This window comes from Brenneria roseae subsp. roseae (genome assembly GCF_003115845.1).
GTDB classification, from domain to species: domain Bacteria; phylum Pseudomonadota; class Gammaproteobacteria; order Enterobacterales; family Enterobacteriaceae; genus Brenneria; species Brenneria roseae.
The window spans coordinates 401,875-424,220 of the sequence record NZ_KZ819022.1 but is presented as its reverse complement, the minus strand read 5'-3'; the positions used below and the strand labels follow the sequence as shown (position 1 = coordinate 424,220).

Annotated in this window: 19 protein-coding genes; 12 read left to right on the top strand and 7 right to left on the bottom strand. The window is 53.3% G+C overall.

What is annotated here, in order from left to right; translation table 11 throughout:
* Positions 1-61: 61 nt before the first annotated feature.
* Positions 62-1,210 carry a trans-sulfuration enzyme family protein gene (locus DDT52_RS01955; protein WP_136154864.1) on the top strand — a complete coding sequence of 383 codons (1,149 nt, stop codon included), beginning with the start codon at positions 62-64 and terminating at the stop codon, positions 1,208-1,210.
* Between the two features lie 136 nt (positions 1,211-1,346).
* Here DDT52_RS01955 and DDT52_RS01950 read toward each other — a convergent pair whose 3' ends face one another.
* Positions 1,347-2,435: an NADH:flavin oxidoreductase/NADH oxidase gene (locus tag DDT52_RS01950; RefSeq protein ID WP_136154863.1), complete on the bottom strand. Its 1,089-nt coding sequence runs from the start codon at positions 2,433-2,435 to the stop codon at positions 1,347-1,349.
* A gap of 159 nt (positions 2,436-2,594) precedes the next feature.
* Between DDT52_RS01950 and DDT52_RS01945 the strand changes: the two genes are divergently transcribed.
* Positions 2,595-2,825, top strand: a complete 231-nt coding sequence (locus DDT52_RS01945) for an ArsR/SmtB family transcription factor (protein WP_247595455.1) — start codon at positions 2,595-2,597, stop codon at positions 2,823-2,825.
* 72 nt (positions 2,826-2,897) lie between these two features.
* Here the strand turns inward: DDT52_RS01945 and DDT52_RS01940 are convergent, their stop codons facing one another.
* Entirely contained in the window at positions 2,898-3,794 is an 897-nt protein-coding gene (locus DDT52_RS01940; protein ID WP_136154861.1) for a PHP domain-containing protein, read from the bottom strand.
* A gap of 220 nt (positions 3,795-4,014) precedes the next feature.
* On the opposite strand from DDT52_RS01940, the gene DDT52_RS01935 reads away from it, so the two are divergent.
* Complete coding sequence (locus tag DDT52_RS01935) at positions 4,015-4,899, top strand: LysR family transcriptional regulator (RefSeq protein ID WP_136154860.1); 885 nt, start codon at positions 4,015-4,017, stop codon at positions 4,897-4,899.
* Positions 4,900-4,985: 86 nt separating this feature from the next.
* Here the strand turns inward: DDT52_RS01935 and DDT52_RS01930 are convergent, their stop codons facing one another.
* Positions 4,986-5,174 carry a hypothetical protein gene (locus tag DDT52_RS01930; protein WP_136154859.1) on the bottom strand — a complete coding sequence of 63 codons (189 nt, stop codon included), beginning with the start codon at positions 5,172-5,174 and terminating at the stop codon, positions 4,986-4,988.
* 113 nt (positions 5,175-5,287) lie between these two features.
* Here DDT52_RS01930 and DDT52_RS01925 point away from each other — a divergent pair, with 113 nt between their 5' ends.
* The 7 genes from DDT52_RS01925 to DDT52_RS01895 all read left to right on the top strand — a co-directional run bounded on the left by DDT52_RS01925 (position 5,288) and on the right by DDT52_RS01895 (position 13,689).
* On the top strand, positions 5,288-5,755 hold the full coding sequence (locus DDT52_RS01925) for a YehS family protein (RefSeq protein ID WP_109053447.1): 468 nt from the start codon (positions 5,288-5,290) through the stop codon (positions 5,753-5,755).
* 533 nt (positions 5,756-6,288) lie between these two features.
* Complete coding sequence (locus tag DDT52_RS01920) at positions 6,289-8,238, top strand: methyl-accepting chemotaxis protein (RefSeq protein ID WP_136154858.1); 1,950 nt, start codon at positions 6,289-6,291, stop codon at positions 8,236-8,238.
* 371 nt (positions 8,239-8,609) lie between these two features.
* Positions 8,610-11,060, top strand: coding sequence for a DMSO/selenate family reductase complex A subunit (locus tag DDT52_RS01915; protein ID WP_136154857.1), 2,451 nt, complete (start codon positions 8,610-8,612; stop codon positions 11,058-11,060).
* Positions 11,061-11,074: 14 nt separating this feature from the next.
* Positions 11,075-11,701 carry a DMSO/selenate family reductase complex B subunit gene (locus DDT52_RS01910; RefSeq protein WP_136154856.1) on the top strand — a complete coding sequence of 209 codons (627 nt, stop codon included), beginning with the start codon at positions 11,075-11,077 and terminating at the stop codon, positions 11,699-11,701.
* Entirely contained in the window at positions 11,694-12,470 is a 777-nt protein-coding gene (locus DDT52_RS01905) for a dimethyl sulfoxide reductase anchor subunit family protein (RefSeq protein ID WP_136154855.1), read from the top strand. The genes DDT52_RS01910 and DDT52_RS01905 overlap by 8 nt, the downstream gene beginning before the upstream one ends.
* A 59-nt stretch (positions 12,471-12,529) precedes the next feature.
* Positions 12,530-13,123 carry a molecular chaperone TorD family protein gene (locus tag DDT52_RS01900; RefSeq protein ID WP_136154854.1) on the top strand — a complete coding sequence of 198 codons (594 nt, stop codon included), beginning with the start codon at positions 12,530-12,532 and terminating at the stop codon, positions 13,121-13,123.
* Positions 13,123-13,689, top strand: coding sequence for a 4Fe-4S dicluster domain-containing protein (locus DDT52_RS01895; RefSeq protein WP_136154853.1), 567 nt, complete (start codon positions 13,123-13,125; stop codon positions 13,687-13,689). The genes DDT52_RS01900 and DDT52_RS01895 overlap by 1 nt, the downstream gene beginning before the upstream one ends.
* 7 nt (positions 13,690-13,696) lie before the next feature.
* Here the strand turns inward: DDT52_RS01895 and DDT52_RS01890 are convergent, their stop codons facing one another.
* Genes DDT52_RS01890 through DDT52_RS01880 form a run of 3 tightly spaced genes read right to left on the bottom strand, consistent with a single transcriptional unit; the run spans position 13,697 to position 19,412 of the window.
* Positions 13,697-15,106, bottom strand: a complete 1,410-nt coding sequence (locus tag DDT52_RS01890) for an efflux transporter outer membrane subunit (protein WP_425591529.1) — start codon at positions 15,104-15,106, stop codon at positions 13,697-13,699.
* A 2-nt stretch (positions 15,107-15,108) separates the two neighbouring features.
* Entirely contained in the window at positions 15,109-18,267 is a 3,159-nt protein-coding gene (locus DDT52_RS01885) for an efflux RND transporter permease subunit (protein ID WP_136154851.1), read from the bottom strand.
* Between the two features lie 2 nt (positions 18,268-18,269).
* Complete coding sequence (locus tag DDT52_RS01880; protein WP_136154850.1) at positions 18,270-19,412, bottom strand: efflux RND transporter periplasmic adaptor subunit; 1,143 nt, start codon at positions 19,410-19,412, stop codon at positions 18,270-18,272.
* 127 nt (positions 19,413-19,539) lie between these two features.
* On the opposite strand from DDT52_RS01880, the gene DDT52_RS01875 reads away from it, so the two are divergent.
* A complete protein-coding gene (locus DDT52_RS01875; RefSeq protein ID WP_136154849.1) occupies positions 19,540-20,145 on the top strand; it encodes a TetR/AcrR family transcriptional regulator in 606 nt (201 codons plus the stop codon).
* A gap of 4 nt (positions 20,146-20,149) precedes the next feature.
* Positions 20,150-21,328, top strand: a complete 1,179-nt coding sequence (locus tag DDT52_RS01870) for a multidrug effflux MFS transporter (RefSeq protein WP_425591527.1) — start codon at positions 20,150-20,152, stop codon at positions 21,326-21,328.
* Between the two features lie 87 nt (positions 21,329-21,415).
* On the opposite strand, the gene fdhE is transcribed toward DDT52_RS01870, so the two are convergent.
* Positions 21,416-22,342: a formate dehydrogenase accessory protein FdhE gene (gene fdhE, locus DDT52_RS01865; protein WP_136154847.1), complete on the bottom strand. Its 927-nt coding sequence runs from the start codon at positions 22,340-22,342 to the stop codon at positions 21,416-21,418.
* Positions 22,343-22,346: the final 4 nt, after the last annotated feature.

Below are 22,346 nucleotides of genomic sequence, written 5' to 3'. Positions count from 1 at the left end.
GTATTTCCCTATTCCGTACTTTTTCGCTCTGGATGTTTTGATTCTATATAAGGAGTTATGTATGTCGCAATTTGATACCCAGACGGTTCACGCGGGTTACACCCCGGACAGCACCGGCGCGGTCATGCCCGCCATTTACGCTACGTCCACGTTTGCTCAGCCTGCGCCGGGCGAACATACCGGCTATGAGTATTCGCGCAGCGGCAACCCAACCCGCGCCGCGCTTGAAGCGGCGATTGCCGAACTGGAAGGCGGCCTGCAAGGTTTTGCCTTTGCCTCCGGACTGGCGGCCAGCTCAACCATCCTCGAACTGCTCGATCAGGGCAGTCATATCGTGGCGGTGGACGATCTCTATGGCGGCACCTGGCGTCTGCTGGAAAATGTACGCAAACGCACCGCCGGACTACAGGTTACCTATGTTGACCCCGCCGATCTTCAGGCGCTGGAGCAGGCGATTACCCCGCAAACCAGCCTGATCTGGGTTGAAACGCCCACCAATCCACTGTTGAAACTGGCAGATTTGGCGGCTATCGCCGATGTCGCCAGAAAGCATCAGTTAATCAGCGTAGCGGATAACACCTTTGCCTCCCCGGCGCTTCAACGACCGCTGGATCTGGGGTTCGATATCGTTATTCATTCCGCAACCAAATATTTGAATGGGCATTCGGACGTGATTGCCGGTCTGGCGGTCGTCGGACGCGACCGGGAACTGGCGTCGCAGCTCGCCTATCTGCAAAACGCCGTCGGGGGAATTCTCGATCCATTCAGCAGTTTCCTGACCCTGCGCGGCATCCGGACGCTGGCGCTGCGGATTGCGCGTCACAGTGAAAGCGCACTGGCGATTGCCCAATGGCTCGAGCAACAGCCACAGGTAGAGCAGGTTTATTACCCCGGATTACCGTCGCACCCGCAATATGCGCTGGCACAAAAACAAATGCGCGGCTTTGGCGGCATGATTTCCGTCCGGCTCAAAGGGGATGAGCATTACGCTCGGGAGGTCATTAAACACACCCGTCTGTTCACGCTGGCAGAAAGTCTGGGAGGTGTAGAAAGCCTGATTAGTCAACCTTTTGCCATGACACACGCCTCGGTTCCACTGGAAAAACGGTTACAGAAAGGCATTACGCCACAGTTGGTGCGTTTATCCGTCGGCATCGAAAATGCGCAGGATCTGATCGAGGATTTACGTCAGGCGCTGAATGTTTCTTAAAAGAGACCGCATAAGAACGCGCTAACCAGCGGTTTTCCCTCTGGCGTAAAAAGGGCTGAGTTGGGAGGGATTTTCAGGATAAGCCGCACGGATGCGGCTTAAGCCAGCGTCACGGAATAAGAATCACGATGCGCGATTAATATCTTTCAAGCCAATGGGCATAGGGCGCAGGCAATGTCCATGAGGCACGTTCGATGCCCAGTTCACGGGCGGCATAATAGCTCCAGTGCGGATTGGCCAGATGGGATTTACCCACCAGCACCAGATCCAACTGCCCGGATTTTACGGCTTGCTCAGCGAGTTCCGGCGTACCAAAGCCCCAGGCTGATGACACCGGAATATCCGCCTGCTGGCGAACCTGTTGGGCAATCGGCCCCATGAAGGCGGGCCCCCAGGGAATGTTGGCATCCGGCGTAGAAAAACCGATACTGACGCTGAGCATATCAAGGCCGTGCTGTTTGAAACGGCGCGTCAGCTCAATGGATTCCTGCAAGGTTTCCTCATCACGTCCGTCAAATTCAATTACGCCAAAGCGCGCGGTCAGCGGTAAATGCTCCGGCCAAACTTCGCGCACCGCCGCCAGCGTTTCCAGCAGGAAACGGCTGCGATTATCGAAGCTGCCGCCATATTGATCGCTGCGCTGGTTGGCGTGTACCGAGAAAAAGCTCTGCCCCAGATAGCCATGAGCAAAATGCAGTTCCAGCCATTCAAATCCGGCATCACGCGCCCGACGGGCCGCGGCCACAAAATCCTGACGTACCCGGTTGATATCTTCCAGCGTCATTTCCCGCGGCGTTTTGGGTAAATTACCGCCGAAGGGGATCGCGGAGGGAGAGATCGTCGGCCAGCCGCGGGCATCGTCGGCCGCGATATGATCGTCGCCTTCCCACGGAATGTTGGCGCTGGCTTTACGCCCGGCATGACCAATCTGGATTCCCGGCACCGAACCGGCGGCCTTGATCGCCTTAACCACGGGCACAAATGCCTGTGCCAAATCATCATTCCAGATACCGGCACAGTGTGGCGTGATACGGCCTTCAGGCGCGACGGCAGTGGCTTCAACGATCACCAGTCCGGCGCCTCCGCGCGCCAGACTGGCGTAATGTACCTGATGCCAGTCGTTGATCAGGCCATCGTTAGCGGAATACATACACATCGGAGGAACCGCGATACGGTTACGCAGCGTAACGTCTTTCAATCTGAAGGGTTGAAATAATGCTGACATGGTATTTCCTCAGTGGTTAGATTACTTCTGTATTTCGATATTAATCGAACAATAGATTTTAAACAACCTACCCACTATAATTCATCCATGAGACCCTTTAAGCACCCTACAGCCGACGAATTCATCCTTGAGCGCGTTCTTTACGCCCTGAGCGACCCCATGCGTATGGAAATTGTCCGTCGTCTGGCTTCGCTGGGCGAAGCCACCTGCGGCGAACTGGACGGCGGTCGTCCTAAATCCAGCGTATCGCACCATTTCCGGGTATTGCGCGACTCGGGACTGATTCATACTACCAATATCGGCACCACGCACATGAACCGGCTCCGTCATGGCGAGATGGAAGCGCGTTTCCCTGGCTTGCTGGAAGCGATCCTGTCGCAGAAGGATTGATATGGTAATCTAATCGCTATGCTCGTTAGTAGAATAAATAGCCAATGCAAAAAATAAACCGATCAAAAAGAATCATTTCATGGTCAATAACTCTACGAGGTTCATGATTTTTTGGTAGTGTCTATCACTATAAATACAATTTCCAACATCAATCTCAGGCTTATTTTTCCCATGAAAATCACTGCCGCATGACACGAACATATTTTTTGAACAAGCATAATCATATAATAAATCAGACAGTTTATCTGTATGATAGCTGGAGAAGACCTCAACACCTTCTACCCCTACTGATAACATATCATTAAGCGTTTGTTCATAGTTATTCTTAATATTTGCACCTATGTGAGCAATTACCGGAATACCATTATTACCTTTTATGATTTCGACAATCCGTTCAAGCATAGGATAATTCGCTTCTACATAACATGGCTTGCCATACCCGAAGAAATCCCAATAAAAGTTAATTAACGGCATATTTGAACGCTCGCCACCCTCTCTATATGGCATAAGTAATGCGTTACTTTTATTTCTATCATCCTGAAGAATTAATTCAGCCATTTGCTCTTCCTGTGGAATCTTACCAGCAGCCAACTGACAAAGATTTTCTTCATCTATAAAAAAACCAAGCGCTTTTAGTTTCTCAATTTTTAATGGTGTAAGCTCAAACTGTAGTTCAAAAAAATTCCTTTCAATTAATTCAAAATCAGAAAAATCAGTGTCGATACCATAGCCAAGTAAATGAAAATTCTTGCCCTGAAACGAACAGTCAATTTCAATTCCAGGGATAATAGTGATTTCATTTCCTGACAACCCCAGTTTTTTTACCTCGTTGATAGCATTAATAGAGTTATGATCAGTAATGGAAATGATATCGATATCATTAGAGATACATCTTTGAACTAAGACATCAACAGGCAAATCAGCATCATCACTATAATTTGAATGCATATGTAAATCGATCTTCTTCATGGCCGCACCTTTTAATTTGTTAAAAAATAAATTTTCATTGTTTGACCCATCTGACATGACGTCATTTGAGCTAATACTTTCATATAGAATTTGATTATTAAAACCATGATCGTATTATTACTCCGGTCTATTGAGGGATAGTTAACCATTGCTACATAGCTAAACATGGGACAAACTGCTTGTATAATGGAAAAATTTCTTTTGGTGATAGGAGATTGGAATGGAGATCAGACAACTGCGTGCTTTTGTCAAGTTAGCGGAATGCCTAAGTTACAGAGAGGCCGCTGATAAACTATGGTTAACACAACCTACGTTAACTAAACAAATCAAGATGTTTGAAGATGAATTAGAGCTAATCCTGTTCATTCGAGATAACCATGGTACACAACTGAGTCCTCACGGTCAGACTTTATATGATGATGCAAAAAATTTATTGGAAGAAATTGATAGATTTAAAATGCGTTGTAACTACATGAAACAAGGGAAAGAAGGTAATTTATCGATAGGTTTTATCAACTCGGTTTCAGCATTAATTCCTGGTTTTATTTCTCCTTTTCGGGATTGTTATCCTGAAATAAATATTCAATTGAATGATAGTTCATCTCCTTTACAGAGAGAAATGCTTCTTTCAGGAAAAATGCAAGTTGGATTCATGCGCTTACCCGTTGAACGTCCATTGGCATACAAAAAAATAGGGCAAGATCATTTAGCAATTATTTATAATGAGAAAATAAAGTTAAATGAAACGAAATTAATAGAAACCATAAACAAACACCCATTATTAGTCATTGATGCAAAAGTTTGTCCTGGTTCTGCATTTCAAATTAACCAATTCATGCTAAAAAACAAGATATATGGAATGTCAATTAACTATGTGAATAATGTAAATAGTTTAATGGCGATGGCGGAATCCCAAATTGGGATAGGCATTTTACCACAAAACAGCATCCCTATAAATAATTCAAAAGTGATTTGTAAAAAAATGACTGGTGAACACGCCAGTTGGGATATTGGTTTAGTTTGGAACAACAATATTAATGACCTGCCCCGTGATAATTTTATTAAAATGGTTCTTAGTGTTTTGACCAAAAAAAATAGCGATTAAAGCATAATGTTATTCATAAATAAATCCTGCAAAAGAAATCGATAAAAAACTCAGTTCTACCATATTCAGGAGGTATTGAGTGTTCATTATTTACGAATCAGTACGATGAGAATCAAGCACTTCAATAAGTTTTCCCGCATAGCCATTTCTGCCCCACTCCATTCGGTAAACTGACTTTCAAACGCCATTCCTTTTCTTGCCTGTCCAATAGGATCCGCGTTTTTACCAATCCGGCAGGCTGGGTTGAACACTTTGCGGGCAGAACAACCTTTCATTAGGCGGTTTGCCGTCTCTTCGCCATCGGATGCACAGATCCGCTCTGCATTTTTTCACCATTCCCTTATACTACCCGACCATAACGATGATGAACGGCGAGAAAAACCCGGTAATGATGAATAACGACGTGCTGCGCAGCGTGCGCTATATGCTGAATTTAAATAACGACCACCTGCTGGCGATCCTGGCGTTGGTGGAAATGACCGTGCCGCCTCAGCAATTGGCAAGCTATGTGAAAAAAGAGGATGAAGCCGGCTACCAGCCGTGTCCTGATATTGTGATGAGCTATTTTCTCAACGGCCTGATTCTGCAAAAGCGCGGCAAAGATGAAAATCAGCCGGCGTTACAGGTCGAGCGTAAAATCACCAATAACATTATTCTGAAAAAACTGCGCGTTGCATTCTCACTGAAAACCACGGATATTCAGGAAATATTGGCTGCTCAGAATTTCAGAGTCTCCCAGCCTGAATTAACGGCCATGATGCGTTCACCGGATCATAAAAATTACCGCGTCTGTGGCGATCAAATCCTGCGCTACTTTCTGAAAGGGTTAACCGCACGGGTGCGTCAACGCGGATAACTCGAGTTGCCGCGGGGCCCATGGAAGGGCCGGGTAATGCGGCCAACGCGCCGGCAGCGTGAAGCCTGACGGGAATATACCAATAGCCTATTGGCGAATCATAATACTTCAGTAAATTTAATTAAATGCCGATCGTCTGTTAATTAAACCGCTAATCGTTCTGATTACGAATAATAAAATTACCGATTTGAATTGTTTGTCTCAAAATAAACCCTGCTATTTCTCCTCAGAAAAACGGCATCTCATGGATGACGTAAATGTAAATATATTCAAGCGAATTTATCCTGCAACCTGAGAAATGTCGAATATAAACGTGACATAGAACTCATACATTCTATCGATGTACGGCATAGACTCTTTTATACCTTTCATCTTTCAAGACGCAGGAGTATTGGCTGTAAGCAGCGTTACGAGGCTCATGAATGAACCTCGACAGTAGAGGGCCGGCGCGTTGCGTTGTTAAAACGACAACGTTTTGTCCTCCATCTTGAAATCTATTGGTTATGCCATGATAAAATTGAAAAGAGGGAACTATGGGAATTTTATCGTCTTTTCGTTCTGGTGCTGGCTTTTTCGGTTTCAAATCTCCCGCCAGCGGCGTTTTTGATTGCGATGCTCCGCCCACGTCACTGCATCAGATCGGTATTGCCGACAAAAGCGGTATTTTGCTGATCTTTATTCCGCCGGATGCCGATTTCTCTACCGTCAGTAGCGCCTGGCAACATCTGTCTGATGCCAAAACAACGGTCATTACGCTCTCTTCAACAGGCGCCCTGTGTAATCGCTTCAACATGTCCACTTATTGCAGTATGGCGGGAGGACAAGGTAGCTGGCTGTGGCTGCCGCAAACGCTGATCGCTCATCACGAAGTTCATATTGTCGATCTGCATGTCAGGGGAAAGGCCTCGGCCAGTCAGAGAATCTCGGCTATCCGTCAGGAACTTGAACGCCTGAATGTCAACATGCGCCTTTCCGCCGATCGGACGTTTGCCATGGTTTACTGCGACGGACTTTCCGCATCGGAAGGATTCCTGATGCAGGCCTGGTATGCCAGCGGCCGTTTTCCGTGCATGGCTATCGGCGGCTCGGCGGGCGGCAATCTTGATTTCAGCGCCACCTATATTGGCTGTGACGGCAAGATATTGCAGGGCAAGGCGGTGCTGATTTTTTGCCAAATGGCGGATGGTAAATCTTTTGCCCCCTTCAAAAGCCAGAACTTCGAGCCCACTCCGCAAAGCTGGTTAGTGGCGCAAGCCGATCCGGTGGCGCGTACGGTGCAATCCGTGTTTGACGCCAACGGCAAACCTCAATCGATTATTCAGGCTCTGACCGAGTATTTTCACTGCCAACCCGATCAAATCGCACAGCAGCTGGAGGGCAAAACCTTCGGGGTGAGGGTCGATAATGAATACTTTATTCGTTCCGTCGCCACCATGCAGGCGGATAGCATCACCTTTTTCTGCGATCTGGAATTTGGCGATCGGCTGTATCTGCTCCAGGCGACCGACTTTATTGCCGCCACGCGCCATGACTGGCAGCAGTTCGTGAGCGAAAAAGGCAAACCTGTCGGGCTGCTGCTGAACGACTGTGTACTACGCAGGCTGAATAACGCGAACAGTCTGGCGCAGGCAGACTTATTTGATCATGTCCCGGCGGCCGGATTCTCCAGTTTTGGCGAGATTTTCGGCGTGCCGATCAATCAAACCCTGTCCGCACTGGCGTTTTTCGATCATGACATCAAGGCCATGACCCGTTTCCCCATCGAGTATGCCGCCTTTGCCGGACACTATGCCCAGCGGGCGCTGCGTCGCTGGGAAGCCATGCATCATATTCAGTCCAGAGTCATCAATCAGGTGGTGGCGTATCAGGAGGAGTTGAGTCCGTTGCTGACCGCGCTGCCCCAGCTTGAACATGCCACATCGCGGCAAACGGAAACGCTGGATATGGCGGAATCCAATATTCGCGCCATCAGTGACGCGGCGACGCAAACCCGCACCGCCCAGAGCCATCTGGAACACGAACTGAATCAGTTGGAACAGATTTCACACGATATCAGCCAGATTACCGTCGGGATCAGCACCATTGCCGATCAAACCAACCTGCTCGCCCTCAATGCCGCCGTGGAAGCGGCGCGGGCCGGAGAAGCCGGTCGGGGATTCGCCGTCGTTGCCGAAGAAGTCAGGCGACTGGCTCGTTCATCCAAAGAGCAGTCCGATGCAACCCGGCACAGCATCAACGATGCGGTCGACACTATCGCCCGTATCCGGGATGTCGCGTCGCAAACGGTCGGAACGACTCAGGATATGGCGAATCAGAGTATCTCTGCCGCCGACCAGATTGCCTCCATGAGTGAGGAAACCAGCAAAGAGCGTCATAACGTTACCGCCAATCTGGGACGGTTGAAAGACGCCGCCAAAGGGATGGACGCCATGCATGAGGCGGTCGAACAATTGACCACCCTGCAACGGCTGACCTCATCCTGATAAATGGAACGACATGGCGACGACGGGAAGAGGAGCAAACTTCCCGTTGCCGCCATTTTGTTGTTATGACGGAACAGCAACAGGGGTCGATCCGCACGCGCAAACGGTAATGTCCAGGTGCGACTGACGATCGGAGCACAAGCCCCAACGCAAAGGCCGTAAATGATCATAAAAATCATTATCATTTACCAAAACAAAGGAATTAGTTAGTATAAAAACTAAAAAAATAGAAACGACACGATAGATAATACTGATTTAGATCACATTACTCACTTTGTTCGACCCGGTTTACCCCTTTCGCTTGATCGCTATCAATCCCACATAAATAACAGGCGTTATTGTTAGCAAAGCAATCAATAAGGGGGAAACCGATGAAAAAAATAATCGATGAACTGCTCCATCGGGAAATATCCCGAAGGGAAGCGGTAAAAGATGTCGCCAAACTCAGTGCGGCAGTGGCTATATCCAGCAGTATTACCTTGCCTTTTGCCGTGAATGCGCAATCCGCCTCACCGTCGGGGACCCCCACCCCATCTGGCGTTGTTAATGAGGGGGAAACCATTCGCCACAGCGCCTGCCTGGTTAACTGCGGCAGTCGTTGTCCGTTAAAGGTGGTGGTCAAAGACGGCCGCATTGTGCGCATCGAAGCGGAAGACAGCAAAAACGACAGCGTGTTTGGCGAGCATCAAATTCGCCCCTGCCTGCGCGGACGCTCCAACCGCTGGCGCGTTTATAGCCCCGACCGACTGAAATATCCGATGAAACGGGTAGGAAAACGCGGAGAAGGAAAATTCAAACGCATCAGTTGGGAAGAGGCCACCGCACTGGTCGCCTCCGAGTTAAAACGGGTTGCCGAAAAGTATGGCAATGACGCGATCTACTACAACTATCAGTCCGGCGCTTACTACCACAATCAGGGAACGCACGCCTGGAAACGGCTGTTAAACCTGAATGGCGGTTACCTGAATTACCACAATACGTATTCTACCGCGCAGATTGCCGCCGCCACGCCTTATACGCACGGCACATATGTGAGCAGCCATTTCACCCAGATCCTTCATTCCGATCTGGTGGTATTTTTTGGCATGAACCTGTCGGAAACCCGCATGTCCGGCGGAGGTCAGGTGGAAGAGTTACGTCGCGCACTGGAAGAGTCGCAGGCCAGAGTCATTATTATCGATCCGCGCTATACCGATTCCGTGATCACTGAACATGCCGAGTGGCTCGCCATCAGGCCGACAACCGATGCCGCGTTGGTCGCCGGTCTGGCGCATACATTAATTACCGAAAAACTGATCGATGAAGCGATGATCAATCGCTATTGCGTCGGTTACGACAGTTCCACCCTGCCCGCGTCCGCCGCGCCGAACGCCAGCTATAAAGATTACATTCTGGGTCGGGGCGAAGACGGTATAGAGAAAACACCGGAATGGGCAGCCGACATCACGGGGATTCCGGCAATACGCATTCGCCAACTGGCGCGGGAAATCGCCGGAGCCAATGCCTGTTATATCGGACAAGGCTGGGGGCCGCAGCGTCACGCCAACGGTGAGCAATCCGTACGCGCCATCCAGACGTTGCCACTGCTTACCGGACACTTCGGTTTGCCCGGCACCAATAACGGCAACTGGCCGTATGCCACCGATTACGGCGTACCGACACTGCCTACCGGCGCGAATCCGCTGAAGGTTTCCATTCCCTGTTATCTGTGGACAGACGCCATTCTGAATCCGGAGAAAATGACGGCGACCAGCATGGGCGTCAAAGGTGCGGACAAGCTCAATGTCGGCATCAAACTCATCGTCAATCAGGCGGGCAACGCGCTGGTGAACCAGCACGGCCAAATCAACCGCACCCGGGAGATACTGGCAGACGATACGCTGTGTGAAACCATTATCGTCATCGATAACCATATGACGCCCAGCGCGAAGTTCGCCGATATCCTGCTGCCGGAAACCAGCTATCTGGAAGCTGAAGATCTGGTGAATAACTCCTATGCGTCCGGCGCTCACAACTACATGATCGCGATGCAGAAAACCATCGATCCGATGTGGGAAGTGCGCAGTACCTACGACATCTGTGCAGACATTGCCGGTCATCTCGGCATACGGGATCAATTTACCGAAGGAAAAACGCAGGCGCAGTGGGTTGAGAAACATTACCTACAGGTGAAAGCGCAACGCCCTTACCTGCCTGACTGGGACATTGCCAAAGATAAAGGGGTCATTGATCAGCAAATCGCCACGGATAAGCAAAGCATCGCGTTTGCCGACTTCCGTCAGGACCCGCAGGCGAACCCACTGAAAACGCCGTCGGGGAAAGCGGAGATCTATTCCGAAGCGCTGGCGAAACTGGCCAGCGAATGGACGCTGCCTGCCGGTGACAAAATTTCGCCGATCCCTGAATTCTGTCCGGCGCGTGAATCCCATCTGAATAAAACGCTGACGGCGAAATATCCGCTACAGCTGAGCGGCTTTCACACCAAAGGGCATACCCACTCGACTTATAGCAATGTGTCGCAGCTGCACGAGGCGGCGCCGGATGAAGTATGGATTAACCCGATTGATGCCACGTCTCGCCATCTGAAGTCCGGCGATCGCGTCAGAATATTCAACGATCGGGGCATTGTGGAAATCGCCTGCAAGGTAACCAATCGCATCCTGCCGGGCGTAGCGGCCATGCCGCAGGGCGCGTGGACGCGACTCAACAGTGAAGGCGTCGATATCGGCGGCTGTATTAATACGCTGACGACACACGATGTCTCGCCGCTGGCCAAAGGCAATCCACAGCATACCAATCTGGTTGAAATACGACGCGTCTAAAGAGGTGATTAACGATGACACAATATGGCTTTTTTGTTGACTCCTCACGCTGCTCCGGTTGTAAAACCTGCCAGGTAAGCTGTAAGGATAATAAGGATCTGGATATCGGCCCGAAATTCCGCCGGGTTTATGAGTATGGCGGCGGCGGTTGGATCAAAGACGGTAATGCCTGGCGCAATAATACGTTCAGCTACTACCTTTCCATCGCCTGTAACCACTGTGATCAGCCGACCTGCGTGGCGGGCTGCCCCACCGGCGCCATGCACAAACGGGAAGAAGACGGTCTGGTTTTGGTGAACGATGAGCTGTGCGTAGGCTGTCGCTATTGTGAAATGCGCTGTCCCTATGGCGCACCGCAGTTCGACTATCAGGCAAAAGTCATGCGCAAATGCGATGGCTGCCTGGATCGCTTGCAGCACAATCTGCAACCCATCTGCGTAGAGTCATGCCCTCAGCGGGCGCTGGATTTTGGTCCAATCGACGAACTCCGCGCCAAATACGGCACTGAGAATGAAATCGCACCGTTGCCTTCAGCCACGCTGACCAAACCGAACCTGATTGTTAAACCGCATCCAAACTCCCGCCTGACCGGCGATACGGAAGGATCGATTCAGAACTTGCAGGAGGTTCGCCATGCATGAGTTGCCTCTGGTATTCTTTACCGTTCTCACACAAAGCGCCGTCGGCGCATTCATTCTGCTGTTGATTGCCGCGCAATGCCGGCAGATTGATAGCCGTCGTCTGGCCATCGGACTGTTTGGCGCCATGTGCCTGTTTGGCGTGGCCCTGCTCATCGGCACTTTCCATGTCGGCCAACCGCTGCGGGCCATCAATATGCTGTTCCGCGTCGGCCACTCGCCCATGAGCAACGAGATCGTGCTCTCCGCCCTGTTCTCCGCCGCCGGCGGTGTCGCGGCGCTGGGACTGCTGCTCAACCGGGGAGGCCGGGTGCTGTTTTCAGGTCTGGCCTGGCTGGCCGCGGTGATTGGTCTGTTCTTTCTGGCGGCCGTTCCCCGCGTATACCAGCTTTCGACCGTGGCAACCTGGGATAACAGCTACACGACGGCGGCAATGCTGCTGACGGCCATGATCGGCGGCGGCGCACTGGCCGCCGCGCTCGGCGCCCGCCGTCTGGGACTCTCCGTTAGCCTGTTGGCCATACTGGCAAGCTTCTGTTTGCGTCCCGGCTATTTATCCACGCTGATGACAGCGGACAGCGCGTTGACCAGCGCCCAGCTTTCCTGGTTTAGCGCACAGCTCATACTGCTGGCCGTCGGCCTGATTGGCGGCGTCCTGCATCTGCGCTATCGCGCCGGACAAACGCTGCTGGCCGCCAGCGCCGCCGTGGTGATTGTCGGCGAACTGGCAGGGCGAATTGCTTTCTATAATCTGTGGACGCTACCGATGTAACGCCCCGGCAGACAGGCCGGCGCACGCTGGCCTGTCGCTGTTCACCGTGGAGATACACCATGTCATCTGTTGCCGTCTTACCGCGTTTGTTGGGCGCATTGTTTTACTATCCCCCCGGTTCGCCGGAAATAAGCCTGCTGACAGACAAGCTCGATCAGATCCCTGAACTGTACCACTGGCAGGATAAAGAAACCGTATATCAGCTGTGCCGGCAACTGCGCATACCTGACGCCGAGACATTTACCTGGCAGTTTTCCGTCCTGTTTGAAGGTCAGGGCGAAATGCAGGCGCCGCCCTGGGGGTCGGTCTATCTCGACAAAGATAATTTGCTGATGGGCGATTCTACCGCTCGCTATCGGGACTTTTTACAACACAACCAGTTGACGTTCGACCGCCTCCATAATGAGCCGGAAGACCAGTTTGGCCTGATGTTACTGGCTTTGGCCTGCTTTCTCGAACTGGAGAACGAAAGTGCGGTGGTGACACTGCTGGAAGAACATCTGCTGCCGTGGAGTCATCGCTATCTGGCTCTTTTGCGCACCAACACCCAGAGCGCGTTCTATGCACAGCTGGCACAGATTACCGGGCTATTTCTACAAGAGATACAGCACCGTTACGCGCTGTCCCCACGCGAATACCGGATATATCGCTGATGGATAAAACGGACAACTTTTACCGCGAATATCTCTCACACCGCTATATCAGCCGGCGCGGGCTGTTCCGCGCGCTGCTGACCGCTTCGCAGAAAACCGTGCCGCCAGACACATCGCCGGAAGCGGCGCGTCTGGCCCGGACGCCGCGACCTCCGGGCGCAATCGCGCCCGAATTATTCCTGCATCAGTGCACTCGCTGCCAGCAATGCATTGAACATTGTCCGATGGGCGTCATCACACGGGACGATGACGGCTATCCCCTGCTTGCCATTGAATATGCCAGTTGCGACGGCTGCAATCAGTGCATTCAGCACTGTGCCAGCGGCGCCTTGCAGCCACAGACGCAGTTTGATACCGGATTACGCCCGGTTATCGACACCAGCCGCTGTATTCATCCCCAACGCCACTGCGGACAGTGTCTGGCGTCCTGCACGGAACAAGCGCTCGATACCAACGAATACGGATATCCCGTTGTCGATACTTCACGTTGTTCCGGATGCGGCGAATGTCTGATCCAGTGCGACGAGCGAGCCATCACGCTGACCGTTCAGCCTTCGCAGGAATAGCAAAACGTCACTGGGTTACCGACACCCCGCCGCCCAACACATTGTATAGCGTCACCAGATTGTTCAGCCGAACTTGCTCTGCCGCAATTAACGATTGATGCGCACTGTATAATGTCCGCTGGGCATCCAGCACGTTCAGATAGGTATCCACCCCTTCCCGATAGCGACTATCGGCTAGCTGATAGCTGCGCTGAGACGCCGACAGATAATCCCGCTGCGCCGAAAGTTGCTCATCGATAGTGCTTTTGCGCGCCAGTGCATCCGCAACCTCTTTGAACGCAGACTGAATGGCTTTTTCATAGCTGGCGATATAGCCCTTTTTCTGCGCCTCGGCGTAGGCCAGTGATGCCCGATTCGCACCGCCGTCAAACAGCGGCAGGCTGATGCTGGGCGCAAAAGACCACACGCCCGCGCCATGGCTGAACAGTGAAGAAAGCGCAGTGCTGCCCATTCCGCCGCTGGCGGTTAACGTCACGCTGGGAAAAAACGCGGCGCGCGCCGCGCCGATGTTGGCATTTGCCGATTTCAGATTATGTTCCGCTTCAAGCACATCCGGACGCTGCAACAGCACATCAGAAGAAATCCCCGCCGATACCGGCGCAATCGCCTGAGCCAGCGCATCCAGATTATCCGGCAACAGCGCTTCGTCCACCGGTCGCCCGACCAGCAGATTCAACGCATTTTTACTCTGTTCCACCGCGGTGAGATTGCTGGCGACATCCGCTCGCGCCTGCTGATAGATGGTTTCCGCCTGCGCGACATCAACCGCGGAGGCGACGCCGTTTCGTTGCCGGTTACGCGTCACCTCCAGCGATTTCTGCGCACTCTGTACGGTTTGCTCTGACAGCAGCAGATCGCTACGTGCCGCCGCCAGCGCGATGTAAGCCGTTGCCGTGTCCGTAATTAACGTCAGACGCGTAGTTTTCCCCGCCGCTTCCGTAGACAAATAACTCTCCAGCGCCGCCCTGCTCAGGCTGCGTGTTTTGCCAAACAGATCAAGCTCAAACGAACTCACGGCCAGATTCGCCTCATAGCTCTGGGTTATCGCCGTGGCATTGTTGCCCTGTGCAGACGAACTCGATAACGAGCGACCGCGCGATCCGCTCAAACCGGCATTGACGGTAGGCAGCAGATCGGCGCGCTGAATACCGTAGGTGGCGCGGGCCGCCTCAATATCGGCCAGCGCTTTGCGCAGGTCACGGTTATCGCTGAGCGCCAGATCGATCACCTGACGCAATCTGGCGTCGATCATCGCCGAACGCCAGGGGATGGTTGTCGCAGGCGCCGTGCCGGCCGCCACACCCTGCTGCGGCCAGACCGCGGGCACTGGCGCATCAGGGCGCTGATAGTCAGGGTCCAGTGATACGCACCCGCCCAGTATCAGCGGAAATAACACGGCAATGAATTTATGACTCAACATTATTTTTCCTTCGATACATCAACAGCGGGCACGGTTTTGTCTGCACGTTTGGGGAAAACGCGTCTCACCAGGACAAAAAACAGGGGAACCAGGAAAATCGCCAACACCGTGGCGGTTAATGTTCCGCCGACAATGCCAGAGCCAATGGAGATGCGGCTGTTTGCCCCGGCGCCGCTGGATATCGCCAGCGGGAATACGCCGACAATAAATGCCAACGACGTCATCAATACCGGACGCAAACGCGTGGTGGCGCCTTCCAGCGCCGCCGCAAAAAGATTGCTGCCACGCTGGTAGGCGGCCTCGGCAAACTCAACGATTAGAATGGCATTTTTCGCCGACAGCCCGATGGTCGTCAGCAATGCCACCTGAAAGTAAACGTCGTTTTCCAGTCCGCGCAGCGTCGCGGCCAGCACGGCGCCCACCACGCCCAGCGGGATCACCAGCATGACCGAGAAAGGAATACTCCAGCTTTCATACAGCGCCGCCAGACACAGGAACACCACCAGAATCGAGATTGCGTAGAGCGAGAAAGCCTGACCGCTGGCCAACCGCTCCTGATAGGACAATCCGCTCCAGGCATAGGTTGTGCCCTTCGGCAAGGCTTTGGCCAGTATCTGCATTTCATCCATCGCCGCCCCGGTGCTGACGCCAGACGCGCCGGTACCCTGAATTTCGTAGGAAGCCAGCCCGTTATAGCGCGACAGGCTTTCCGGGCCATAGACCCAGCGGGTGGTGGTAAACGACGAAAACGGCGTCATCACGCTGTCACCTGCGCTGTCGGTGCCGCGCACAAACCATTTATTCAGATCCTCCGGCTTGCTGCGCGAATCTTCGTCCCCTTGCATATAGACTTTTTTCACCCGTCCCCGGTCGATAAAGTCATTAACATAGGTCCCCCCCCAGGCGCTGCTCAGCGTCGCGGTGATATCGCCTATCGACAACCCCAGCGCGCTGGCTTTGTCGTTATCAATATCAACCTGCAACTGCGGCATCTGTGTCAGATCGTTGGGACGAACCGCCGCCAGCCGGGCGTTTTTATTGGCGGAAGCCAGTAATTGATCGCGCAGTTGCAACAGCTTCTCGCGATCGGTGGTGCCGGTGGCCTGAAGCTCAAAGGTAAAACCGCTGGACTGCCCCAGCCCATCCACCGACGGCGGGGTCAGCGTAAAGATCTGCGCATCCCGGATCGTCGCCGACAGCGCCTTAGACGCCCGCGCCGAAATGGCATCTGCGCTGTTTTCCGCGCCGCGCCGCTGATCCCAGTTTTTCAGCGCGACAAACGCCATACCGGCATTTTGTCCACTGCCGCTAAAGTTGAAGCCGGAAATAATAAAGATGGCTTCGGTATTCGCTTTCTCCTCGGTGAGGAAGTAACGTTCAATCTCTTTGCCCACTTTCGACGTCCGGGCTTCGGTCGCGCCGGCGGGCAACGTAAACTGCACCATCACTTCGCCCTGATCTTCCGTTGGCAAGAATCCGCCCGGAAGACGGAGAAACATCAGCCCCATCGCCACGATAATCAGGCCATACAGCAGGATGTAACGTAGCGGACTATGCAATATCCGGGCGACCTTGTTGGAATAGCGATCCTGCATTCCCTGATAATGCCGGTTAAAGGCGGAGAAAAAGCCTTTCCCCGTCGAGACATGAGGCGTCGGCGGTTTCAGCAGCGACGCGCACAGGGCCGGCGTCAGCGTCAGCGCCACCAGCACGGACAGCAGCATGGAAGAAACGATGGTGATGGAAAACTGCCGGTAAATGACCCCGGTGGAACCGCCAAAAAACGCCATTGGCAGGAAAACCGCACTCAGTACCAATGCCACGCCCACCAGCGCGCCAGAAATCTCGCCCATTGATTTTTCCGTGGCTGCTTTGGGCGACAGCCCGTCATCACGCATCACGCGCTCGACGTTTTCTACGACCACAATCGCATCGTCGACCAGCAACCCGATGGCCAGTACCATCCCGAATAGCGTCAGGGTATTAATCGAGTAGCCAAAGACCGCCAGCACGCCAAAGGTGCCCAGCAGAACCACCGGCACAGCGATAGTCGGGATCAGCGTAGAACGCAGGTTCTGCAAGAAAACGAACATCACGATCACCACCAGCAGAATGGCCTCGAACAGGGTTTTCACCACCTCTTCCACTGAAATCTTGATGAAATCGGTACTGTCTTTCGGGTAAGCGATGTCGTAACCCTGCGGCATCGTACTCTCGAATTCGGCCAGTTTGGCTTTTACTCGTTCGGCCGTCGCCAGCGCGTTGGCGCCCGGCGCCAGCATCACCGCAATCCCCGCCGCCGGATGCCCGTTCAGCCGGGTCACGGTGCTGTAATCCTCATCGCCTATCTCGACGCTGGCGACATCGCCAAGCCGGACAATCGCACCGTTGGTTTCGCTTTTTACAATGATATTCCTGAACTGCTCAGGCGTTTTCAACCGCGACTGCGCCATTACGGTCGCCGTCAGTTGTTGATCGCTACGGGAAGGCTGAGCCCCGATCTTGCCGGCGGAAACCTGCGTATTCTGCGCTTCAATCGCCGAAGCGATGTCGGACGGCATCAGATCATACGACGCCAGGCGGGTCGGGTTCAGCCAGATGCGCATCGCATACTGTGAGCCGAACACCCGCACGCTGCCCACACCTTCAACGCGCGCCAGCGGATCCTGTAAATTACTGACCATGTAATCGGCAATATCGGCCCCGCTGGATTTATCCGTAACATCGAACAGCGACATGATCAGCAGGAAGTTGGTTTGCGACTTGGTCACGGTGACGCCCAACTGCTGAACCTCCGTCGGTAAACGGCTGAGCGCCTGTTGGACTTTATTTTGCACCTGAACCTGAGCAGTATCCGCATTGGTCCCCTGCTTAAAGGTAACGGTGATTTTCACTTCGCCGCTGGAGCTACTGGAAGAGGAAAAATAGAGCAACCCATCCAACCCGGTGAGTTGCTGCTCGATCACCTGCGTTACGCTGTTTTCCAGCGTCTCCGCTGAGGCGCCGGTATAGGTAGCGGTGATTGACACCGAAGGCGGCGCCACGTTGGGATACTGAGCAATGGAAAGCGACTGGATAGCCAGCGCGCCGGCCAGCATGATCACAATCGAAATCACCCAGGCAAAAACCGGCCGATAAATAAAGAAACGGGAGAACATAATCAGCGATCTCCCTGAGACGCGGTGGCCGATGCCGACGCTGACGGAGAGGACTGCGCTTCCATAGCCTTAACGGTGTCGCCAGCCTTGACCTTGTCGGTTCCTTCAATAATCAACCGATCGCCCGCGTTCAGCCCTGAGGAAATCAGCCAGTTATTGCCAATGACGCGATCGGTGACCACCTGACGCTGTTCCACCTGCTGGTTGTCGTTAACCACCAGCGCGGTGGCATTACCTTTCACATCACGGGTAATCCCCTGCTGCGGCGCCAGAATCCCCTGCGGATCCGTACCATTTTCTACCGAAGCCTGGACATACATGCCGGGCAATAAAATATGTTGCGGATTAGGAAACTCGGCCCGTAAGGTTACCGATCCCGTGGAGGTATCGACGGCGACTTCCGCCAGCTGCAACAAACCTTGCGATGTGTAGGCTTCGCCATTTTCCAACGTCAGTGATACCGATGCCTGTTTGCTCTTCTGTAACTTCAGCAACGCCAGCCGCTGCGCGCTCGACTGGGTGAGATCCACATACATCGGATCAAGCTGACGAATGGTCGCCAGCGCGGTGGTCTGGCTGGCCGTCACCAACGCGCCCGGCGTGACGGAAGAAATACCGATACGGCCGGAAATCGGGGCTTTAATCTGCGTATACGCCAGATTAATGCGGGCCGTTTTTAACGCGGCCTGTTTTTCCGCCACCGAGGCCAGACTTTGCTCATAGCTGGTTTGCGCATCATCAGCATCCTGTTGGGATACGCCCTCTTCCTTGACCAGACGCGCATAGCGCTGCGCCTTGCGTTTCGCCGCGCCGACGCTGGCCTGCGCATTTTTCAGCGCAGCGGCGGCTTCATCGTAGGCCGCCTGATAGCTGGCAGGATCAATCTGGTACAGGACCTGTCCCGCCTGCACGTCACTGCCTTCCGTGAACAGACGTTTTTGAATAATGCCATCCACCTGCGGACGCACTTCAGACACCATTGCCGCCGTTGTCCGGCCGGTTAACTCGCTATTCAACGTTACAGGCTGCGCCTGCAAGGTCTGAACGGTCACGTCAACCAGTAGGGAAGTTTGAGCCGGTTGGGAAGCTTGCTCGCAGCCGGAAAGTAGAAATACCAGGAAGAAAATAAAGCGTTTACCTTGCATGAAATCATGCCCTATAATTGAGAATGAACGTTCATTCTCAATTATAAAAAAACTACCTTAACCCTTCCGACAAGATTTTGTCCGGTTTTTGTAAAGGTAAGCATCCTGACATTAAGGAGAGTCAAACGTGCAACATACGGACACAAAAACCGCTCGTATCCATGCACGACGCGACCAGATTGTTAAAGCTGCGCGTCTCTGTTTTCGGCGTTCGGGCTTCCACGGCGCGGGCATGGCGGAAATCGCCAAACATGCCCAACTCAGCGTAGGTCAGGTATACCGCTACTTTGAGAATAAGGACGCCATCATTGAAGAGATCGTCAGCCGGATTGTGAACAACAAATTACAGCTACTGACGCAGACGGGCGACCACACCTCGCGAATGATACAAAAGCTGTCGACTCGAATCATACCGGAGAGCGACGATACGCGTGAAGACGATCAGGCGTTAATGCTGGAAGTCACCGCAGAAGCTACCCGTAGCCCACGCGTGGCGGCTATCCTACAGGAAGCCGATAGCCGGTTGTTTCAGCAAGCCAGCACCCTCCTGCAACAACGTTATCCACAGCTGACGCCGCCACAAATCGCCGCCCGGGTTGAACTCATGGCGGTATTGTCGGAAGGCACCACATTCCGCTCGGTGGCGCCGTTGAAAGCGTCGCCAGAGGAACTTCACCAGCTCTACCAACACATTTTCAACCATATTTTTCCTGAAACCACTACCAATGACTAACGTTATGACTTCACCATCCCGTCTGGGCTATGTAATCATTTTAGGGCTATTGGCCGCCCTCGGCCCGCTTTGTACCGACCTCTATCTTCCCGCCTTGCCAGAACTGGCCCTCGATTTATCGACTTCTGCCTCAGCCTCCCAGCTCAGTCTGACGTCGGGTCTGCTGGGGTTGGGAGCCGGCCAGCTGGTCTTCGGCCCGCTGAGCGATAAACTGGGGCGCAAACGTCCGCTGTTCTGTTCGCTGCTGATTTTTCTGGCCGCCTCCGTCTGGTGTGCGCTGGCGCAGGACATCCACCAGTTGATTATCGCCCGCTTTATTCAGGGTATCGCCGGGGCTGGCGGTGCGGTGTTGTCCCGGGCTATCGCCCGCGATCTTTATACCGGGCATCAGCTCACCCGCTTCTTCGCCCTGTTGATGCTGGTCAACGGCCTGGCGCCCATCATTGCGCCGGTGCTGGGTGGCGCACTGCTGAGCATTGTTGACTGGCGCGGCATCTTTATTACGCTGGCGGCGGTTACCGTACCGTTACTGATGCTCTCAGCCTCGCGCTTGCAGGAAACGCTGCCGGAAGAACGACGGGTAACCGGCGGAATCGGCACATTACTATCTTCCATCGGCAGTTTACTGATCGAGCGTCAGTTTATGGGGCTCTGTCTGGTACAAGGGTTCGCCGGTGCGGGCATGTTTGCCTATATCGGCGCCTCACCGTTTGTCTTGCAGAATATTTATCAACTCAGCCCGCAAATGTTCAGCCTGTGCTTCGCTATCAATGGCGTGGGCCTCATCTTCTCGGCCCAACTTTCATCACGCCTGAGTCAGCACTGGGGAGATATGCGGGTACTGAAACTGGGGCTGGCGATCGCGGCAGTATCGTCCCTGTTGCTATTGCTGGCGGGATACCTGCAAGCGCCGCTGATCGGGCTGCTGGTGCCGTTGTTCTTCTCCGTTATCATTATTGGGATCGTCGGCCCCAGCGCATCGGCGCTGGCTATGCAGAGTCAGGGAGATAAAGCCGGCAGCGCGTCCGCGTTGATTGGCGTCAGCATGTTTGCGCTGGGGGCGATCAGCGTGCCGCTGACCGGGCTGAACGGAACATCGGCGCTGTCCATGGCGCTGGTGATCGTCATCTGCTATGCGCTGTCGATCGGCTCGCTGGTGCTGGTCAAATACCAGCGGCAGTAATATTTACCTGATCAGGCTATCGACGGCACAGCCCGGTATCTGCTCTGCAACAACCATGCAGAGCAGACCGTCATCCGATAACAGAAATCAGATAGCACTTTCCGGGAACAAAAACGGGTTAATACTGCTGCGGGAGAATCCCTCTTCTTCCATCTTCACGTCCAGCACCAGCGACGCAAGATCGTCGGCCACCGCTTCAACACGGTGATCTTTTTCCTGATACAGGATTTTAAGATAGGTGCCGCAGTGGCCGCAGCTCTCCGCTTTAATCGCGGCATTTTCACTATCCAGCGACCAATAATTCAAATCACCGGACTCTTCGCAGTTGCTGCATTTCACCCGCACCATGTGCCATTCGCTCTCGCACAGGTTGCAATGCAGATAACGCAACCCGCTGCTGGAACCCAGTTGAACGACGCCGGATACCGGCATACTGCCGCATACCGGACAAAACTGGCGGTGTTCGCCTGGTTCCGCCCGCGCTTTGCCGGGAAGCTGGCTCGCCATCTGCGCCCAGAACAACGACAGCGCGGCCCAGATAAACGGCGCCTTGTCGTTGTTTTCTGCGCTGAACTCATGTCTGAACAAGGATGTCGCCATCATTTCCAGCTCTTGCGCTGAGCATTTTTCCAGATTCTCCAGCGTCGATAACACTTGTCCGCCGGCATCCGGCTTGAGTTCTTCGATCAAGGCGCGCAGCAACGTCTGCCAGTGCGTATCCCGGGGAAAGACCGACACATCCAGCGGCGGGCGGTTGCCCGACTGTTTCAGGATCGCGCCAAGATCGATCTGTAGCGGGTGATCGTGCATCACCTTCATCTGTGCTTCCACCACGTCAGCGGCAAAAAGCAGGTAATCACTCAGCGGATGATCTTCCGCCAACTGACGCAGGCGCTCCGCACGGCTGCTATACAGGCTTTTCAAATTAGCAAAAAGCAGCGGTGGAATGGTTCCCACCGATGTTGATCTTTCATTACTTTCTAACTGTTCCTGAGGAACAATACGGATACTCATCAGG

Coding starts and splice junctions, on each gene's coding strand:
- DDT52_RS01955 (WP_136154864.1), top strand. CDS start 62: ATGTCGCAATTTGATACCCAGACGGTTCACGCGGGTTACACCCCGGAC.
- DDT52_RS01950 (WP_136154863.1), bottom strand. CDS start 2,435: ATGTCAGCATTATTTCAACCCTTCAGATTGAAAGACGTTACGCTGCGT.
- DDT52_RS01945 (WP_247595455.1), top strand. CDS start 2,595: ATGCGTATGGAAATTGTCCGTCGTCTGGCTTCGCTGGGCGAAGCCACC.
- DDT52_RS01940 (WP_136154861.1), bottom strand. CDS start 3,794: ATGAAGAAGATCGATTTACATATGCATTCAAATTATAGTGATGATGCT.
- DDT52_RS01935 (WP_136154860.1), top strand. CDS start 4,015: ATGGAGATCAGACAACTGCGTGCTTTTGTCAAGTTAGCGGAATGCCTA.
- DDT52_RS01930 (WP_136154859.1), bottom strand. CDS start 5,174: ATGAAAGGTTGTTCTGCCCGCAAAGTGTTCAACCCAGCCTGCCGGATT.
- DDT52_RS01925 (WP_109053447.1), top strand. CDS start 5,288: ATGATGAATAACGACGTGCTGCGCAGCGTGCGCTATATGCTGAATTTA.
- DDT52_RS01920 (WP_136154858.1), top strand. CDS start 6,289: ATGGGAATTTTATCGTCTTTTCGTTCTGGTGCTGGCTTTTTCGGTTTC.
- DDT52_RS01915 (WP_136154857.1), top strand. CDS start 8,610: ATGAAAAAAATAATCGATGAACTGCTCCATCGGGAAATATCCCGAAGG.
- DDT52_RS01910 (WP_136154856.1), top strand. CDS start 11,075: ATGACACAATATGGCTTTTTTGTTGACTCCTCACGCTGCTCCGGTTGT.
- DDT52_RS01905 (WP_136154855.1), top strand. CDS start 11,694: ATGCATGAGTTGCCTCTGGTATTCTTTACCGTTCTCACACAAAGCGCC.
- DDT52_RS01900 (WP_136154854.1), top strand. CDS start 12,530: ATGTCATCTGTTGCCGTCTTACCGCGTTTGTTGGGCGCATTGTTTTAC.
- DDT52_RS01895 (WP_136154853.1), top strand. CDS start 13,123: ATGGATAAAACGGACAACTTTTACCGCGAATATCTCTCACACCGCTAT.
- DDT52_RS01885 (WP_136154851.1), bottom strand. CDS start 18,267: ATGTTCTCCCGTTTCTTTATTTATCGGCCGGTTTTTGCCTGGGTGATT.
- DDT52_RS01880 (WP_136154850.1), bottom strand. CDS start 19,412: ATGCAAGGTAAACGCTTTATTTTCTTCCTGGTATTTCTACTTTCCGGC.
- DDT52_RS01870 (WP_425591527.1), top strand. CDS start 20,150: ATGACTTCACCATCCCGTCTGGGCTATGTAATCATTTTAGGGCTATTG.
- fdhE (WP_136154847.1), bottom strand. CDS start 22,342: ATGAGTATCCGTATTGTTCCTCAGGAACAGTTAGAAAGTAATGAAAGA.